This is a genomic window from Microbispora sp. ATCC PTA-5024, from assembly GCF_000511135.2.
Lineage (GTDB): Bacteria > Actinomycetota > Actinomycetes > Streptosporangiales > Streptosporangiaceae > Microbispora > Microbispora corallina.
The window spans coordinates 995,937-1,011,303 of record NZ_KI866523.1 but is presented as its reverse complement, the minus strand read 5'-3'; the positions used below and the strand labels follow the sequence as shown (position 1 = coordinate 1,011,303).

General features: G+C 73.9%; 11 protein-coding genes. 5 read left to right on the top strand and 6 right to left on the bottom strand.

Annotation, left to right across the window (positions count from 1 at the left end):
• Window positions 1-111 precede the first annotated feature (111 nt).
• Window positions 112-4,536: a cation-translocating P-type ATPase gene (locus MPTA5024_RS17285; protein WP_063794702.1), complete on the top strand. Its 4,425-nt coding sequence runs from the start codon at window positions 112-114 to the stop codon at window positions 4,534-4,536.
• A 12-nt stretch (window positions 4,537-4,548) separates the two neighbouring features.
• Here MPTA5024_RS17285 and MPTA5024_RS17280 read toward each other — a convergent pair whose 3' ends face one another.
• Complete coding sequence (locus MPTA5024_RS17280) at window positions 4,549-6,645, bottom strand: MMPL family transporter (RefSeq protein ID WP_051458280.1); 2,097 nt, start codon at window positions 6,643-6,645, stop codon at window positions 4,549-4,551.
• 87 nt (window positions 6,646-6,732) lie between these two features.
• On the opposite strand from MPTA5024_RS17280, the gene MPTA5024_RS17275 reads away from it, so the two are divergent.
• Window positions 6,733-7,224 carry a MarR family winged helix-turn-helix transcriptional regulator gene (locus MPTA5024_RS17275; RefSeq protein WP_036325107.1) on the top strand — a complete coding sequence of 164 codons (492 nt, stop codon included), beginning with the start codon at window positions 6,733-6,735 and terminating at the stop codon, window positions 7,222-7,224.
• A 275-nt stretch (window positions 7,225-7,499) separates the two neighbouring features.
• The gene (locus tag MPTA5024_RS17270) at window positions 7,500-8,087 is read left to right on the top strand and encodes a carboxymuconolactone decarboxylase family protein (RefSeq protein ID WP_269750613.1); all 588 of its coding nucleotides are present in this window, start codon (window positions 7,500-7,502) and stop codon (window positions 8,085-8,087) included.
• 69 nt (window positions 8,088-8,156) lie between these two features.
• Here the strand turns inward: MPTA5024_RS17270 and MPTA5024_RS17265 are convergent, their stop codons facing one another.
• Entirely contained in the window at window positions 8,157-8,552 is a 396-nt protein-coding gene (locus MPTA5024_RS17265) for a nuclear transport factor 2 family protein (protein ID WP_036325105.1), read from the bottom strand.
• Window positions 8,553-8,845: 293 nt separating this feature from the next.
• Here MPTA5024_RS17265 and MPTA5024_RS17260 point away from each other — a divergent pair, with 293 nt between their 5' ends.
• The gene (locus MPTA5024_RS17260) at window positions 8,846-9,400 is read left to right on the top strand and encodes a carboxymuconolactone decarboxylase family protein (protein ID WP_036325103.1); all 555 of its coding nucleotides are present in this window, start codon (window positions 8,846-8,848) and stop codon (window positions 9,398-9,400) included.
• 5 nt (window positions 9,401-9,405) lie between these two features.
• Window positions 9,406-11,034 carry an NAD(P)-binding domain-containing protein gene (locus MPTA5024_RS17255; protein ID WP_232326508.1) on the top strand — a complete coding sequence of 543 codons (1,629 nt, stop codon included), beginning with the start codon at window positions 9,406-9,408 and terminating at the stop codon, window positions 11,032-11,034.
• An 11-nt stretch (window positions 11,035-11,045) separates the two neighbouring features.
• Here the strand turns inward: MPTA5024_RS17255 and MPTA5024_RS17250 are convergent, their stop codons facing one another.
• The 4 genes from MPTA5024_RS17250 to MPTA5024_RS17235 all read right to left on the bottom strand — a co-directional run bounded on the left by MPTA5024_RS17250 (window position 11,046) and on the right by MPTA5024_RS17235 (window position 15,357).
• On the bottom strand, window positions 11,046-12,197 hold the full coding sequence (locus tag MPTA5024_RS17250) for a carboxylate-amine ligase (protein ID WP_036325101.1): 1,152 nt from the start codon (window positions 12,195-12,197) through the stop codon (window positions 11,046-11,048).
• A gap of 112 nt (window positions 12,198-12,309) precedes the next feature.
• Entirely contained in the window at window positions 12,310-12,906 is a 597-nt protein-coding gene (locus MPTA5024_RS17245) for a hypothetical protein (protein WP_036325099.1), read from the bottom strand.
• A 133-nt stretch (window positions 12,907-13,039) separates the two neighbouring features.
• Window positions 13,040-13,846 carry an SAM-dependent methyltransferase gene (locus tag MPTA5024_RS17240; protein WP_232326507.1) on the bottom strand — a complete coding sequence of 269 codons (807 nt, stop codon included), beginning with the start codon at window positions 13,844-13,846 and terminating at the stop codon, window positions 13,040-13,042.
• 80 nt (window positions 13,847-13,926) lie between these two features.
• Complete coding sequence (locus MPTA5024_RS17235; RefSeq protein WP_232326506.1) at window positions 13,927-15,357, bottom strand: aldehyde dehydrogenase family protein; 1,431 nt, start codon at window positions 15,355-15,357, stop codon at window positions 13,927-13,929.
• Between the last annotated feature and the right edge of the window lie 10 nt (window positions 15,358-15,367).

Below are 15,367 nucleotides of genomic sequence, written 5' to 3'. Positions count from 1 at the left end.
GCGCCGCCGCGCCCGCCTGACGGCGGCGCCGGTGCCGCCCGCGCCCGGGACCCGCGAAGGGGCTGCCCGGGAGATCCTCCCCGTCCGGGGTTTCGTCCGCTGGAGACTTGAATGTTCCTGACCCACGTGCTTACGGCGTCCGCCACGCTGCTCCGCGGCGTGCTGCCGGATCCCGTCCGCGACCTGCTCCCGTCTCCCCGGGAGGTGCGGCCCTGCCCTGGAGGGCTGCGCATCGACCTGCGGGGGATCGGCGGTCCGGGGACGCATCATTCGGCCGCGCGGCTGGAGGAGCGGCTGTCCGGGGAGCCGGGAGTCGAGCGGGCGGAGGTCAACGGCCGCCTCGGCTGCGTGTTCGTCGCCTGCGACCCCAAGGCGGTCGACCGCGACGAGCTGCTGCGCGTCACGACCGAGCTCGACTCGCTGGAGGAGCGCGCGCACGAGTCACCGGTCCGGCTGGCCGAGGAGCACGCGCGCGCCACGATCCGGCTCGCCGCCGGCGTCACCAGCGTGGGTCTCGCCATCGCGGGCAGTGTCGTGCGCCTCCCCCGGCTCCCCGCGATCGTCCCCGCCGTGCTGCAGCTGGCCGACGCCACTCCGGCGGTGCGCGAGCAGCTCGACCGGCGGATCGGCCGGGGACCGGCCAACGCGCTGTTCACCGTCAGCAACCTGGTCGCCACGACCCTCACCCTGCGCCCGGTCGCGCTCGTGGTGCAGTCGGCCGTGTCGTTCGGCCGCTTCGTCGAGGCCAAGGCGGGCCGATACGCCTGGGAGCAGCTCGAGGAGCAGCTGGCCGGCAGGCCGGGCGCCTACCACCACGTCAGGGCCCGCACCCGGCCACGGCCCACCCACCTCCCCCACGGCCCGATCGAGTCGTACGCGGACGTCGTGAGCCCGGTGGCGGTCGGCGCGTACGCCGTGACGCGGATCCTCACGCGCGGGCAACGGGCGCTGCCCGTCTTCATCTCCGCCACCCCGAGAATCGCGGACGTGACCCGGGAAGCCTTCTCCGGGGCCATCGGACGGGCGCTCGGCAGGCACGACACCGTGGTGTTCGAGGGCGACGTCCTGCGCCGCATGGACCGCGTCGACACGGTCATCCTCGACGCGGACGCCCTCACGACCGGCTCCTGGACGATCGACCGGGTCGAGCCGCTCGTGGAGGGAGTCGACACCGACCAGCTCTACTCGCGGCTGTACGCGCTCATCGACTTCTCCGACCCCGGAGACACCCGTACGGACGAGGGCTGGACGGTCCGGCCGCTCGCGGACGTGGACGACGACCGCCTCGCCCACGTGTCGGAGACCTGGCGGGAGCGGGGGCTGCGCGCGCTGGAGGTGACCAGGGACGGCACGCCGGTCGCGGTCGCGGGACTGGCCAGGGAGATCGACCCGCTGGCCGTCCCGGTCGTCGCCGCGGCCAAGGCGGCGGGGACCGTCGTGCTGGCCGGGGAGGAGGGCGGCCTGGCCCAGCGGCTGGCCGTGTCCCGGGTCGTGCCGGGCGGGGAGGACCTCGGCCGGCACGTGTACGAGCTCCAGGAGGAGGGCCACGGCGTGGTCCTCGTGTCGCGGCGCGGCCGGCACGGCCTGGCCCAGGCGGACATCGGCGTCGGGGTGATGGACGCCGAGGGTCTGGTGCCGTGGGACGCGGACGTCGCCGGGCCGCTGCACGGGGTGCACCTGTTCCTGAGCTGCCTGCCCCTGGCGGTGAACACCAGCAGGAACGGGGTGCGGCTCGGCGCCATCGGCGCGATCGTCGGCGCTCTCATGGCGTTCGCCGGGCCGGAGCGGACGGCGCTGCGGCGGGTCCAGTTGGTGAGCGCCACCGTGGCGCTCGGCGCCATCGCGTTCGGCGAGTGGTCGGCGCGCGGCCTCGCCCGCCGGCCGTCGCCGGTCCGCGCCGACCCGACGCCCTGGCACGCCATGTCGGCCAAGGAGGTCCTGTCGCGGCTCGGCTCCTCGCCTCATGGGCTCAACGCGGACGAGGCCGACAAGCGGCGCGGCGAGCTCGTGCAGGAGGAGGCCGAGGGGCCGCACTCGCTGGCCCGCACGACGGTCGAGGAGCTGGCCAACCCGCTCACCCCGGCCCTGGCCGCGGGCGCCGGGATCTCCGCGCTGGTCGGCTCGGCGCTCGACGCCGTGCTGATCAGCGGAGTGATGGTGATCAACGCGTTCCTCGGCGGCGTGCAGCGGTTCAAGGCCGACCAGGCGCTGATGCGCCTGACCGAGTCCACCGAGGTCCTCGTACGGCTGCGCCGCCCGGACGGCACCGTTGAGGCGACGAAGGAGCAGCTCGCGCCCGGCGACGTCATCGAGCTGCGGGCCGGCGACGCCGTGCCGGCCGACTCCCGGGTCATCAAGGCGGTGGGCCTGGAGCTCGACGAGTCGACGCTCACGGGCGAGTCGCAGCTGGTGACGAAGACGGCGGCGCCGACCGTCGCGGCCGCCATCGCGGACCGCACCTCGATGGTCTACCAGGGCACCACGGTCGCGGCCGGCAGCGGGCAGGCGGTGGTCGTCGCGACCGGCGACCTGACCGAGTCGGGGCGCAGCGCCCGCCTCGCGGCGGAACCCAGCCCGCCCACCGGCGTCGAGCTGCGGCTGCGCGAGCTGAGCCGCCGCATCCTGCCGATCTCCATCGGCGCGGGCGCCCTGCTGCTGATCACCGACCTGCTGAGGGGCAGGCCGCTGGCCACGGCCCTCACACCCGCCGTCAGCCTCACCGTGGCCGCCGTCCCCGAGGGGCTGCCGTTCGTTGCGACGGTCGCGGAGCTCGCGGCGGCGCGGCGGCTGTCGCGGCGGGCGGCGCTGGTGCGCAACCCGTCCACCATCGAGGCGCTCGGCCGGGTCAACGTGCTGTGCTTCGACAAGACCGGCACCCTGACCGAGGGGCACATCAGCCTGCGGTACCTGTCGGACGGCCGCGGGGGCCGCACCGTGGAGGAGCCGACCGAGCACCTGCGCCGCATCCTGGCGGCCGCCGTGCGGGCGAGCCCCAAGTACGGCGGCGGGCGGGTCATCGCCCACCCGACCGACCGGGCCGTGCTCGACGGCGCCCACCGGATCGGCGTCACCCCGCAGGAGGGCCTGGAGACCTGGGAGCGGGTCGACGAGATGCCCTTCGAGCCGGGACGCGGCTACCACGCCGTCCTCGGCCACACCGAGCAGGGGCAGCTGCTGAGCGTGAAGGGCGCGCCCGAGATCGTGCTGACCCACTGCCGCACGGTGCAGCGGGAAGGCGGCCCGGTTCCCCTGGACGACGCGGCCCGGGCCGAGCTCGAACGCGAGGTGGACCGGCTCGCCCGGCAGGGCTACCGGGTCCTGGCCGTGGCGCAGCGCCCGGCGTCCGACCGCCGCGACCTCGACGAGTCGCGCATCGACGAGCTGTGCTTCCTGGGGTTCCTCGGCCTGGCGGACCCGGTGCGGTCGACGGCCGCGGAGAGCGTCGACCGGCTGATGCGGGCGGGCGTCCGCATCGTCATGGTGACGGGCGACCACCCGAGCACCGCCGAGGCGATCGCCGTCGAGCTGAACGCGCTGAACGGGCAGCGGGTCATGACCGGCCCGGAGATCGACGCGATGGACGACGAGACGCTGACCAAGGTGCTGCCCGATGTGGCCGTCTTCGCCCGGGCGACCCCGGCGCACAAGGCCCGCATCGTCACCTGCCTGCGCGGGGCCGGGGAGGTCGTGGCCGTCACGGGCGACGGCGCGAACGACGCGCCCGCCATCCGGACCGCGGACGTCGGCATCGCGCTCGGCACGCGGGCGACCCCGGCCGCCCGGGCCGCCGCCGACCTGGTGGTGACCGACGACCGGATCGAGACGATCGTGGACGCCATCGTCGAGGGCCGGGCCATGTGGAGCTCGGTCCGCGACTCGCTGAGCATCCTGCTCGGCGGCAACATCGGCGAGATCGCCTTCACGGTGGGGACGAACCTGCTCGCGGGCGGCAGCGCGCTCAACGCCCGCCAGCTCCTGCTGGTCAACCTGCTGACCGACATGGTGCCGGCGATGGCCGTCGCCGTACGGCCGCCCGCCTCGACCGATCCCGAGAAGCTGCTCGCCGAGGGTCCGGAGGCGTCGCTGGGCGCCTCCCTCACCAGGGACATCTACCTGCGCGCCGCCGTGACCGCGGCGGCCGCGACCGCGGGATGGCTGCTCGGCCGGATGGGCGGCACCCGCGGGCGGGCCGACACGATCGGGCTGGTCGCGCTCGTGGGGGCGCAGCTCATGCAGACGATCGCGGGCGGCGGGCGCGACAGGGTCGTCGTGCTCGCCGCGCTGGCCTCGCTCGCCGTGCTCGGCGTCATCGTCACCGTCCCGGGCGTCAGCACGTTCTTCGGCTGCCGGCCGCTCGGGCCGGTCGGCTGGACGATCGGCCTCGGCAGCGCGGCGGCCGCGACCCTGGGCGGGGTGCTGGCGCAGCGGTGGTCGCGGGAGGCGGTGACGGCCCAGGCGGTGACGGCCCAGGCCGCCAGGGAGCGGGACGCCCACGCCCACCACGCGCACCCGTCGCCCGGCCTCGTTCCCGCGTGAGCGTCGCGGGGGTCAGGCGCGGGCCCGGTCGGCGCTGGGGAGGCCGGGCGGCCGGGACGCGCGGCGCCCGGGGTCGCCGGGCCACCAGAAGCGGTCGCCCAGCAGGGTGACCAGGGCGGGCACGAGGACGCTGCGCACGAGCAGCGTGTCGAGCAGCACCCCGAATCCCACGATGACGCCGATCTGCGTCAGCGTGATCAGCGGGAGCACGCCGAGCACCGCGAACACGGAGGCGAGCAGGATCCCGGCGCTGGTGATGACGCCGCCGGTGACCGCGAGCGCGGTGACTATCCCTCCGGCGGCGCCGTGCTCGGCCGTCTCCTCGCGCGCCCTGGTCGTGAGGAAGATGTTGTAGTCGATCCCCAACGCCACCAGGAACAGGAAGCTCAGCAGCGGCACCGCGAGGTCGAGGGCCGGGAAGCCGAACAGGTGCCGGAAGGCGAACCAGCCCGCGCCGAAGCTCGCGGCGAAGCTGGCGATCACCGTGAGGACCAGCGTGACGGCCGCGACCACCGACCGGAGCAGGGCGAGCAGCACGATCAGCACAATGGCCAGCACGAGCGGGATGATCAGCCTCTGGTCGCGGGAGGCGGCCTCCCGCTCGTCCAGGTCGCTCGCCTGCTGCCCGCCCACCACGGCGTCCGCTCCCGGCACGGCGTGGACGGCCTCCCGCAGGGCCCGTAGCGTCGCGAAGCCGGCCGCGCTGCCGGGCTCGGCCGTCAGCACCGCGTCGGCCCGGGCGTACTCCGCCGTACGGTCGCCGGGGTTCACCCGTACCACGCCCGGCACGGCGAGGGCGGCGGCGCGGACGCGGTCGGCGGCGGACGCGCGGGAGACGATGACGACCGGCTGGGCGATTCCCGCTGGGAAGCCCTTCTCCAGGGTCTCCTGTCCCGTGATGGCCTCGACGCGGTCGCGGAACTGCTCGGTCTGCGACAGCCCGCTGCGCACCCCGGCGACGCCCAGGGTCAGGACGGCGAGCACCAGGACGCTCGCCACGGCGGCGGCCAGCGGCCGGCGCGCGACCGCGCCGCCCACCCTGGCCCACAGGCCCGTACGCGTGGGGTCGGGCCCGCCCGCCACCGGCGCGAACGGCCAGAACAGGCCCCGGCCGAACAGCACGAGCGCGGCCGGCAGCACGAGCAGGGCGTAGCAGACCGCCGTGACGATGCCGACGGCCCCGGCCAGGCCGATGGCGCGGGTGCCCGGCGACAGCGCGAAGACCAGGCCGCCCAGCGCCAGGGTCACGGTCGCCGAACTGGCCAGGATCGCCGGCGCCGCCGAGCCGACCGCCCTCGCCATCGCCTCGTGCCGGTCCTCGTGGAGCCGCAGTTCCTCGCGGTAGCGCGCGATGAGCAGCAGGGCGTAGTTGGTGCCCGCGCCGAAGACCAGCACCGACGTGATGCCGAGCGTGGAGTCGTCGACGGTCAGCCCGGTGGTGCGGGTGAGGATCGCGACGATCTTGGCGGCGACCTGGTCGGCCGTGCCGATGACCGCGAGCGGGACCAGCCACAGCCAGGGGCTGCGGTAGGTCAGCAGCAGCAGGAGCGCGACGACGGACGCGGTCACGGCCAGCAGCGTGAGGTTCGCGCCGTCGAAGACCGCCGCGAGGTCCACCGAGAACCCGGCCGGCCCGGTCACCTCGGCCTTCGCGCCCGCGGGCAGGCCGTCGCGGGCCTCGGCGCGGATCGTCGTGACCGTGCGGGTGAGGCCGGCCAGGGGCTGGGCGCCTGGAAGCGGAACGGTGAGCAGCGCGACGTCGCCGCGCGGGGCGAAGACCGGAGGCACGACCCGCCCGCCCGCCGCCAGGGAGGCCATCCGCCCGGCGTCGTCCGCGACCGCCTGGCGGTCCTGGGCCGTCAGCCCGCCGTCGCGGCTGTAGACGACCAGGGCCGGCGTGACCCTGCCGCTCGGCAGCCGCTGCTGGAGCCGGATCGCCTCGGACGACTCCGCGCCACGCGGCAGGGCGGCCGCGGGGTCGGTGTTCACCCTGGTGGCGCCGCCGAACGCCAGGGCCAGCCCGGAGACGACGATCGCCAGCGCGAGGACCGCCCATTTCCCCCGGCGGCCCGCGAGCGGGACGGACCCACTATGCTCTGCTCGCCTCATACCAGTTCTTTCCATCATGGAATATTTCTACGGTGGAAGGAAGGGTAGGACGGCGGCGTCGGCGTTGGCAACACGGAGGAGGCGGGCATGGCGGAGGAGACCGTCGAGCCGGCCGTGGACGCCACGGCGCTGATGGCCCTGCTGCGTCGCCTCACCGTCGAGGTGAACCGGTTCGTCGAGCAGTTCGCGGTCGGCCACGGCCTGCACCACACCGACCTGAACGCGCTGGTGGTGGTCATGGACGCCGCCCGTGAGGGCCGGCCGCTCAGCCCGGGCACCCTCGGCACCGCGCTCAACCTCAGCGCCCCGGCGACGAGCGCCCTGCTCAACCGCCTGGAACAGGCGGGCCATCTCGAACGGCGGCGCAGCGCCACCGACCGGCGCAAGGTCGAACTCGCCATGAGCGAGCAGGCCGCCGCGCTCGCCGCGCGGTTCTTCGCCCCACTCGGGAGCGAGATGACGGGGGTGGTCGAGGAGTTCGGCGAGGAGGAGCGCCAGGTGATCGGGCGGTTTCTCGCGCGGAGCATCGACGCCACAGTGGAGGCGCGGCGGCGGTCGTCGGGCGCCTCCGATTCCTGACGCCGGAACGACGGCAGGAAATACTCATGCCGAAACTCCTGTCAAGGATCGAATTGACAGGAAAATGGCATGGGCGGGCAGCTTGCTGACCGCCATTCTTCTGGTTCGGGGCGTGGCCGCGCCGCACAGTTGGTGGTGCGAGAGCCGATCACCGAATCCGAGGAGAGGGTAGGGAAATGACGAGCGCCGTCGCCGCGCCGGAACGCCCGAACGTGGCCGCCAAGCTGTCCATCACCCCTTTGTCCGACGCCGTCAGGGAATGGCCGCCGCCGCCCGTGAAAGGGGAGACCAATCACCGTGGCGCCACCCGTCCGCACATCACGTTGAGTTCCGCCGAACCGGGGATCCGGGGGTTGTTTCGATTCCGCCCGGAAACGGCTCTGCCACTGAACCAGTTGGTCGACGTGCTGTTGTGCGGGGAGAGCACGCTCACGCGGGGAGAACGCGAACTCATCGCCACCTATGTGTCCGGGCTGAACCAGTGCCGTTTCTGCTTCTTCACGCACGCGGCCTTCGCCGCCGCGCGACTGCCCGAGGGGATGTCGCTGGTGGAGCAGGTCCGCCAGGACCTCGACGCGGCCCCGGTGCCGGCGAAGCTCAGGGCCCTGCTGCGCATCGCGGCCTCGGTCCAGCAGGGCGGCAAGCAGGTGACCGAGGACCAGGTGGCGCAGGCGCGGGCCGAGGGCGCCACCGATCTGGAGATCCACGACACCGTGCTCATCGCGGCCGCGTTCTGCATGTTCAACCGGTACGTCGACGGCCTGGCCACGGTCGCGTCCGACGATCCCGTCCACTACGAGGAGCGGGCGCGTCTGGCCACCGGGTACGTGCGGGTCCTGGCCGACGCCCTGGCCGGGGGCTGACGGCGAGGCGCGCGCGGCGGCACCGGTCCCGGGTCGTCTCCGGGACCGGCGCCCCCGGCGGGCCTGCGGTCAGGCGAAGAACTCGTCGATGACGTACGGGTCGTACGGGTAGCTCCACCGCTCCGCGATCTTGCCACCCGCGATCTTGAACACCTGGACGCCGCGGTCGTCCAGGCTGCGGCCGGCCCGCTCGCCCCGCACGCGGATGACGGCGGCGACCGTGTCCTCACCGAGGAGGAACGAATCCGGCTCGAAACGAATCGTGTTTTCGGTCAGTTCGCCGAGCCGTCCGAGATAACCGAGCACCTGGTCCTTGCCGCGGTATTCGGCGGCCAGCGACCCGCGTCCCGGAACGTGGAAGACCACGTCGTCGGCGAGTTGGTCGCTGCGGATGGAATCGAGATCCCCCTTTGCCAGGGCGTTGTAGAAGTCTCGCGCAATCGTCACGCTCGGGTTTTCCGACATAAGCGACCTCCGGGTAGTGAGGCTGGCCTATTTTGGGCGGTTCAGTGACTCCATGCCCCGATCAGTGTCAGCGAACATCGGAGTGAGGACCGACTTACCACATGGCCATAGTGCGGTTACCGACGCGGTGACGTGCGCAGGTGCGGCGAATATCGGGTCAGACGAAATCGGGCGTTGACAGCCGAGCCGGAATGTACCGATCATGAACCTTTGTCGGGTGCATCCTTCCCGGCACGGCCGTACGCACGACGCTCATCCCGGCTCGCCCAGATTCGTCCTCGCGATGGAGTGCCATGCCCCACATCAGCCTGCCGACCGACCAGCCCGGGATCGTCGGGCTCTTCGACTTCCGGCCCGAGACCGCCGGCCCGCTGAACGCGCTGGCCGAGGTGCTCCTGCGGCAGGAGAGCACGCTGACGCGGGGCGAGCGCGAGCTGATCGCGGCGTACGTGTCGTCGCTGAACAACTGCCGGTTCTGCTTCTCCTCCCACGCCGCCTTCGCCGCCGCCCAGCTGCCCGAGGGCATGCCGCTCGTCGAGCAGGTCCGCGCCGACCTGGACGCCGCGCCGGTGCCGTCCAAGCTGCGGGCCCTGCTGCGGATCGCCGGCAAGGTGCAGCGCGGCGGGCGGGAGGTGACCGAGGAGGACGTGCGGGCGGCCAGGGCCGAGGGCGCGACCGACGTGGAGATCCACGACACCGTGCTCATCGCCGCCGCGTTCTGCATGTTCAACCGGTACGTCGACGGCCTGGCCACGTTCGCGCCCGACGACCCGGAGGCGTACGCGGCGATGGCCGAGCAGATCGTCGCCACCGGCTACGCGCACGTGCCGGCCGAGCTCCGGGGCTGACGGGCGTGGGGGGGACCGCGACGGGCGACCAGCACGGGAGCGGCGCCGGCCGGGACGACCGCCTCCTGAGCGGCGGGGCCGGCGACCAGGACGGACGCGGCGGGAGCGACGCGCGCGACCACCGCTACCTGATCATCGGCGCGGGTCCCGGCGGCCTCCAGCTCGGCTACTTCCTGCACCGGGCCGGGGCCGACTACCTGATCCTGGAGCGCGAGTCGGCCCCCGGCGCCTTCTTCCGGCGCTATCCGCGCCACCGCAGGCTCATCTCGCTCAACAAGGTGCACATCAGCGAGAAGGACCCGGAGATCGCCCTGCGCTGGGATTGGAACTCCCTGCTCAACGACGATCCGTCACTGCTGTTCCCGCGCTACTCGGAGGAGTACTTCCCCCACGCCGACGACCTCGTCCGCTATCTCGGCGACTTCCGGCGGCGGCACGGGCTGAACGTGCGGTTCTCCACCCCCGTCGAACGGATCGAGAAAGCGGACGGGCGGTTCGTCGTGCACGCGGCGGGCGAGGAGTTCCGCGCCGACTGCGTCATCGTGGCGACCGGCTGGGGCGGGCCGCACGTGCCGGACATCCCCGGCATCGAGCTGGCCGTCGGCTACGAGGACGTGCCGCCGGACGGCGCGCGGTTCGATGACAAGCGGGTGCTCGTCATCGGCAAGGGCAACTCGGCGTTCGAGACCGCGCACGCCATGCTCGGCCACGCCGCCGTCATCCACCTCGCCAGTCCCAGTCCCGTACGGCTCGCCTGGACGAGCAAGCACCCGGGCCACGTGCGCGGCCAGTACGGCGCGCTGCTCGACAGCTACTGGTTCAAGACGCTGCACGGCGTCCTGGAATGCCAGGTCGACCGCATCTGGCGGGAGGGCGACCGCTACAAGGCGGCCATCACCTACACGCTGGCCGACGACGAGCAGGCGCTCCTGGAGTACGACGCGGTGATCCGCTGCACCGGCTTCACCATGGACACCGGGGTGTTCGGCGAGTCCTGCCGTCCCGCCCTCGCGCCGAACGGCCGGATGCCCGCGATCCGCCCCGACTTCCAGTCGGCGAACGTCGACGGGCTCTACTTCGCGGGCACGCTCATGCAGGCCCGGGACTTCAAGCGCGCCTCGTCGGCGTTCATCGACGGCTTCCGCTACAACCTGCGGACGCTCGCCGCCCTGCTGGCCGAGCGGTACGACGGGGTCCCGCTGGTGGAGCGGGTGCTGCCGGTCGACGCCGACCAGCTCACCTCGACCATCCTGGAGCGGGTGAACTACAGCTCGGCGCTGTGGACGCAGTTCGAGTACCTGTGCGACGTCTACGTGGTGGACGGGTCGCGGATCCGCCACGTCGCCGACCTGCCGGAGGACTACGCGGTCGAGCGGTTCGGCGGCGACGGGCTCTGCCTGACGGTGACGCTGCGGTGGGGCCGGCGGGACCACCCGGACGTCTTCGCCATCCGCCGCCACCCGGTCCCCGAGCGCGCCCACGAGAGCGCGTTCCTCCACCCGGTCGTACGGGCCTGGCGGGGAGGCGAACAGGTCGCGGAGCGGCACCTGCTCGAGGACCTGCTGGCCCAGTGGCGCGATCCGGTCCGCCACGTCGAGCCGCTGCGCGCGTTCCTCTCCGAGCTGGTCGGGTAGACCCGCCGGGGTCACGCCTCCAGGACGCCGTCGACCAGGTGTGCGACGAGGTGGTCGACAACGTCGGCGGGCCTGCCGCGCCGGGCGTGCGCGGCCCGCTGCCGGTCGGCGCCGGTGCCGGTGCGGCGCAGCCGGTCCAGCCGCCGCGACACCGTCGCCAGGTCGCCCGTCTCCTCGAGGGCGGGCGTGATGTGCCGCAGCAGGGCCGCGACCAGCTCCCCGGCGGGCCGTCGCTCCCCGGTCGCCGGGTCGACGCCGTCGCCGGCGAGGCCGTCGCGGGCGGCCTGCCAGTACGCCACCCGGAGCAACTCGGCCGACAGGAGCGGCCCGGGGTCGCCCTGCTCCACCTGCCGCGACGCGGTGACGACCAGTGCCCGCACGACCATGGCGAGCAGCGCGGACTCCTCCGCCGTGGCGGGGACGTCGGTCACCCGGACCTCGATCGTCGGGAGCCGCGACGAGGGCCGCACGTCCCAGAAGATCGTGCCCGGGTCGACCAGCACCCCGGCCTCGGTCAGCGTGCCGACCAGCCGTTCGTAGTCCGCGAGCGAGGCGAAGTACGGCGGGGGGCCGGCCACCGGCCACTTGTTCCAGCACAGCGTGCGCCAGCTCGCGTACCCGGTGTCCCGGCCGGTCCAGAACGGCGAGTTGGCCGTCAGCGCGATCAGCACCGGCAGCCACGGCCGCAGGTGGTTGGAGACGAGCACGGCCCGCTCCCGGTCGGGCAGGTGCACGTGGACGTGGCCCGCGCAGATGCTCTGCTCGTCGTGCAGCGCCCGGTACGTCGCGATGCCCACGCCGTACCGGGGGTGGTCGGTGATGGGCGGCGGGACCGCGTCGCCGAGGACGGGCGTCCCGGAGGCCACCGCGGCCAGCCCCTCGGCCCGGGCCGCGGCGGCCACCACCGCGCGCATCCCCCGCAGCTGCGCCTCCAGCTCCGCGGCGTGGGAGCAGGGGTCGGTCCTCGCCTCCACCTGGAAGCGGGTGATCTCGGTGCCGGCCCGCCCGCCCAGCTCGGCGGCGGCGCGCTCGACCACCGCGGCGGCGCCGGGCGCCACCTCCCGCGTCACGGGGTCGACGAGCAGGTACTCCTCCTCCACCCCGACGAGCGGGCACGCCGCGTCGAAGGGAACCGGCCGCGACGCGTCCAGGATCGCCGTCATCTTCACTCCCGCCTGCGTAGGACGTCGCAACGCTACCCAAAACGATCACGGCGAGGCGGGAGGTAAGCGGCATTTCCCAATCAGGAGAGCACGATGGCGGAAAACCCGGATGTCACAGGTCCGTCTGGGAGCCCGAGCCGCGGCCCCGGTCGCGCCCCTTGCCCCGGTCGGTCCGCCTGCCCTGTCCCTTGCCCGCGTTGCGCGCCTTGTGCTCGGGACGGCGGAGCTTCGACCGCGAGTGGAACGCCTGATAGCCGAGGTCGGGCATAGCGACGGGGACCGGCCCCTTCTGGCCCGGGTCCGCGGGGATCGGGACGACCAGGATCTCGTGCGGGATCCCGTTCTTCCCCTTGATGATCTTGTGGATCACCTTGGGGGTGGCGGCGGGCCGCGGGACGTAGGAGGTGGTCGTGGCGGGCGGCGCCTGGGTGGCCGCCGGCTGCGCGATCGAGGGCTCCCCGGTCGTGGCGTTCACCGGTTCCGGATCGGCGGCCTGCGCGTCGACGGGTCCCGGGTCGGCGGCCGAGGAGTCCGCGGGCGCGTAGGGGTTTTCCGAGTAGGGCGCCTCGGAGTACGGCGCCTCGGAGTAGGGCGCCGCGTCCTGGGGGAGCGATCCGGACGCGTCGCCGGAGGGGCCGTTGCCGGCGGCTCCGAGCGGTCCGGCGAAGAGGGCCGCCGCGAGCGCGGCGGCAGCCGTACAGATGAGCATGAGTCTCCCCCGAGGTCGTGGACGGTACGGGGACGACGGTAAGCGGGACATCCGCCCCGATCACGCGACTCATGCCCAGTGTCGGGTCAAACCTGGACCCGTTCCGCCCCCGGCCCGATCACCGGGGGGAGCGTCAGGAGACCCGGCCCATGCCGCCGAGGGCGCCGGCCTTGCCCTCCCGTACCACGGCGTAGTCGGCGTCGGGCCGCCACTCGTGCAGCGGCACCACTCCCGGCTCGACCAGGTCGAGGCCGTCGAAGAACGCGCGCACCTGGCCGAGTGAGCGCGAGGTGGTGCCGGGGACGGAGGTCTGGCTGAAGACCTTCCGGCCCTCCTCCTCCTGGCCCTCGCTCAGCTCGCCGATCGAGCCGTGCGACACGACGAGGTAGCTGCCCGCCGCGAGCGGGGTCCGCAGGGCCGCGACGATCTTCCCGGCCTCCTCGTCGTCCGGGATGAAGTGCAGGACACCGAGCAGCAGCACGGCGACGGGGCGGGAGAAGTCGAGGTGCTCGCGGACCTCCGGATGGCCGACGAGCGCCTCGGGCTCGCGCATGTCGGCCTCGATGGCGCGCACCCGGTCGTTCTCCGCCAGGATGGCCCGCGCGTGCACGAGGACGATGGGGTCGTTGTCCACGTAGACGATCCGGGACTCCGGCGCCAGCTCCTGGGCGACCTGATGGACGTTGCGCTGCGTCGGGAGCCCGGCGCCGACGTCGAGGAACTGCCGGACGCCCCGCTGGGAGAGGTACGTGACGGCCCGGATCAGGAAGTCGCGGTTCTCCCGGGCGATGTCGGGGAGGTTGGGAAGGATCTCGATGATCTTCTCCGCGGCCTCCCGGTCCGCCGCGAAGTTGTCCTTGCCGCCCAGGTAGTAGTCGTACATCCGGGCGACGCTGGGCTTCAGCGGGTCGACGCCCGCCGGTGCCTTGATCTCGTTCACGGCACTCCCCTCGTCGTACATCCCCGATGGTACGGCCTTGATCGCGGGAGAGGTGAACACGGTCCCGATCTCCGGGCCCACTACGGGTGCGGGGCGAGGTGGACGACCTTGGTGTGGGTCATCTCGTCGAGGAGCTCGGGGCCGTAGCCGAAGCCGTGGCCGCTGCCGCGCGACGGCTGGGCCGCCCCGCCGGGCGCGCCTCCGAAGACCGCGTTGACCTTGACGGTCCCGACGGGGAGCTCGCGCCACGCCCGCTGCGCGTTGGCCATCGACGGGGTGAGGACGGTGGCGGCGAGGCCGTACCGGGAGACGCGGGCCAGCTCCAGCCCCTCGCCGAACGAGCCGACGACCCGGACGGCCGCCACCGGGCCGAACGTCTCCTCGCGCATGATCTCCATCTCGTCGGTGCAGCCGGTCAGGACGGTGGGCGGGTAGAACGCGCCGGGCCCCTCCGGGACCCGTCCGCCGGTCAGCACCCGGGCGCCGGCCTCGACGGCGGCGCGCACGTGCCGGTCGACGACGTCCCGCTGGGCCCGGTCCACGAGGGGGCCGAGCGTCGTCCCCTCGTCCAGCCCCGGGCCGGGCCGCAGCTCCTCGGCCCGCTGCACGAGCGCCGCGAGGAACGCGTCGGCGACGTCGCGGTGCACGTAGACGCGCTCGGCCGAGGTGCAGATCTGCCCGGCGTTGGCGAAGCAGCCGGTGGCGGCCTGCCCGGCGGCCCACTTCACGTCCACGCCCGCGTCCACGATGAGCGGGTCCTTCCCGCCGTTCTCCAGGATCGTGGCGGCGCCCGTCCGCGCGGCGGCCGCCGCGATCGCCCGGCCGGCGGCCGTCGAGCCGACGTGCGCGACCAGGTCGACGTCCGGGTGGGCCGCCAGCGGCTCGCCCGCCCTCCGGTCGCCCGGCACGACGGTCAGCACGCCGGGCGGCAGCTCCGCGGCCATCAGCTCGGCGAGCAGCACGCCGGTGTGCGGCGTCCGCTCGGACGGCTTGTGCACGACCGCGTTCCCGGTCACGACGGCGGCCCCGATCAGGCCGCAGGCGATGGCCACGGGGTCGTTCCACGGGGTGATCACGGCGACGACGCCGCGCGGCTCGTGCACCATCAGGTCGGTCGCGTTCCAGCCGCCCTGGAGGCTGCGCCCGCGGTGGAGGGGCCCCAGCTCGGCGTACTGGCGCAGCGTGCCGATCCCCGCCTCCACGCCGCCCCGGGCGTCGCCGATCGGCTTGCCCATCTCCCGCGTCACCAGCTCCGCCAGCTCGGCGGCGCGTTCGCTCACCCGGCCGGCGGCGCGGTGCAGGCAGGCCGCCCGTTCGGCGGGCGCCGTCCGCGCCCAGGAGGGCTGCGCCCGTCCGGCCGCCGCGACGGCCCGTGCCACGTCCTCCGCGCAGCCGGCCGGCACCCGGCCGACCGGCTCCCCCGTCGCCGGGTCCTCGACCGTCAGGCCGTCCGCGCTCGCGCTCGCCGTCCACCCGTCGCCTGCCAGCACCCAGCGGTCGTCGTCCCGCACGGCGGCTCCC

Bases quoted from the DNA above. Each gene is read 5' to 3' on its own strand.
- MPTA5024_RS17285 (WP_063794702.1), top strand. From the start codon at position 112: ATGTTCCTGACCCACGTGCTTACGGCGTCCGCCACGCTGCTCCGCGGC.
- MPTA5024_RS17245 (WP_036325099.1), bottom strand. From the start codon at position 12,906: ATGCTCATCTGTACGGCTGCCGCCGCGCTCGCGGCGGCCCTCTTCGCC.
- MPTA5024_RS17260 (WP_036325103.1), top strand. From the start codon at position 8,846: ATGCCCCACATCAGCCTGCCGACCGACCAGCCCGGGATCGTCGGGCTC.
- MPTA5024_RS17265 (WP_036325105.1), bottom strand. From the start codon at position 8,552: ATGTCGGAAAACCCGAGCGTGACGATTGCGCGAGACTTCTACAACGCC.
- MPTA5024_RS17275 (WP_036325107.1), top strand. From the start codon at position 6,733: ATGGCGGAGGAGACCGTCGAGCCGGCCGTGGACGCCACGGCGCTGATG.
- MPTA5024_RS17250 (WP_036325101.1), bottom strand. From the start codon at position 12,197: ATGACGGCGATCCTGGACGCGTCGCGGCCGGTTCCCTTCGACGCGGCG.
- MPTA5024_RS17280 (WP_051458280.1), bottom strand. From the start codon at position 6,645: ATGAGGCGAGCAGAGCATAGTGGGTCCGTCCCGCTCGCGGGCCGCCGG.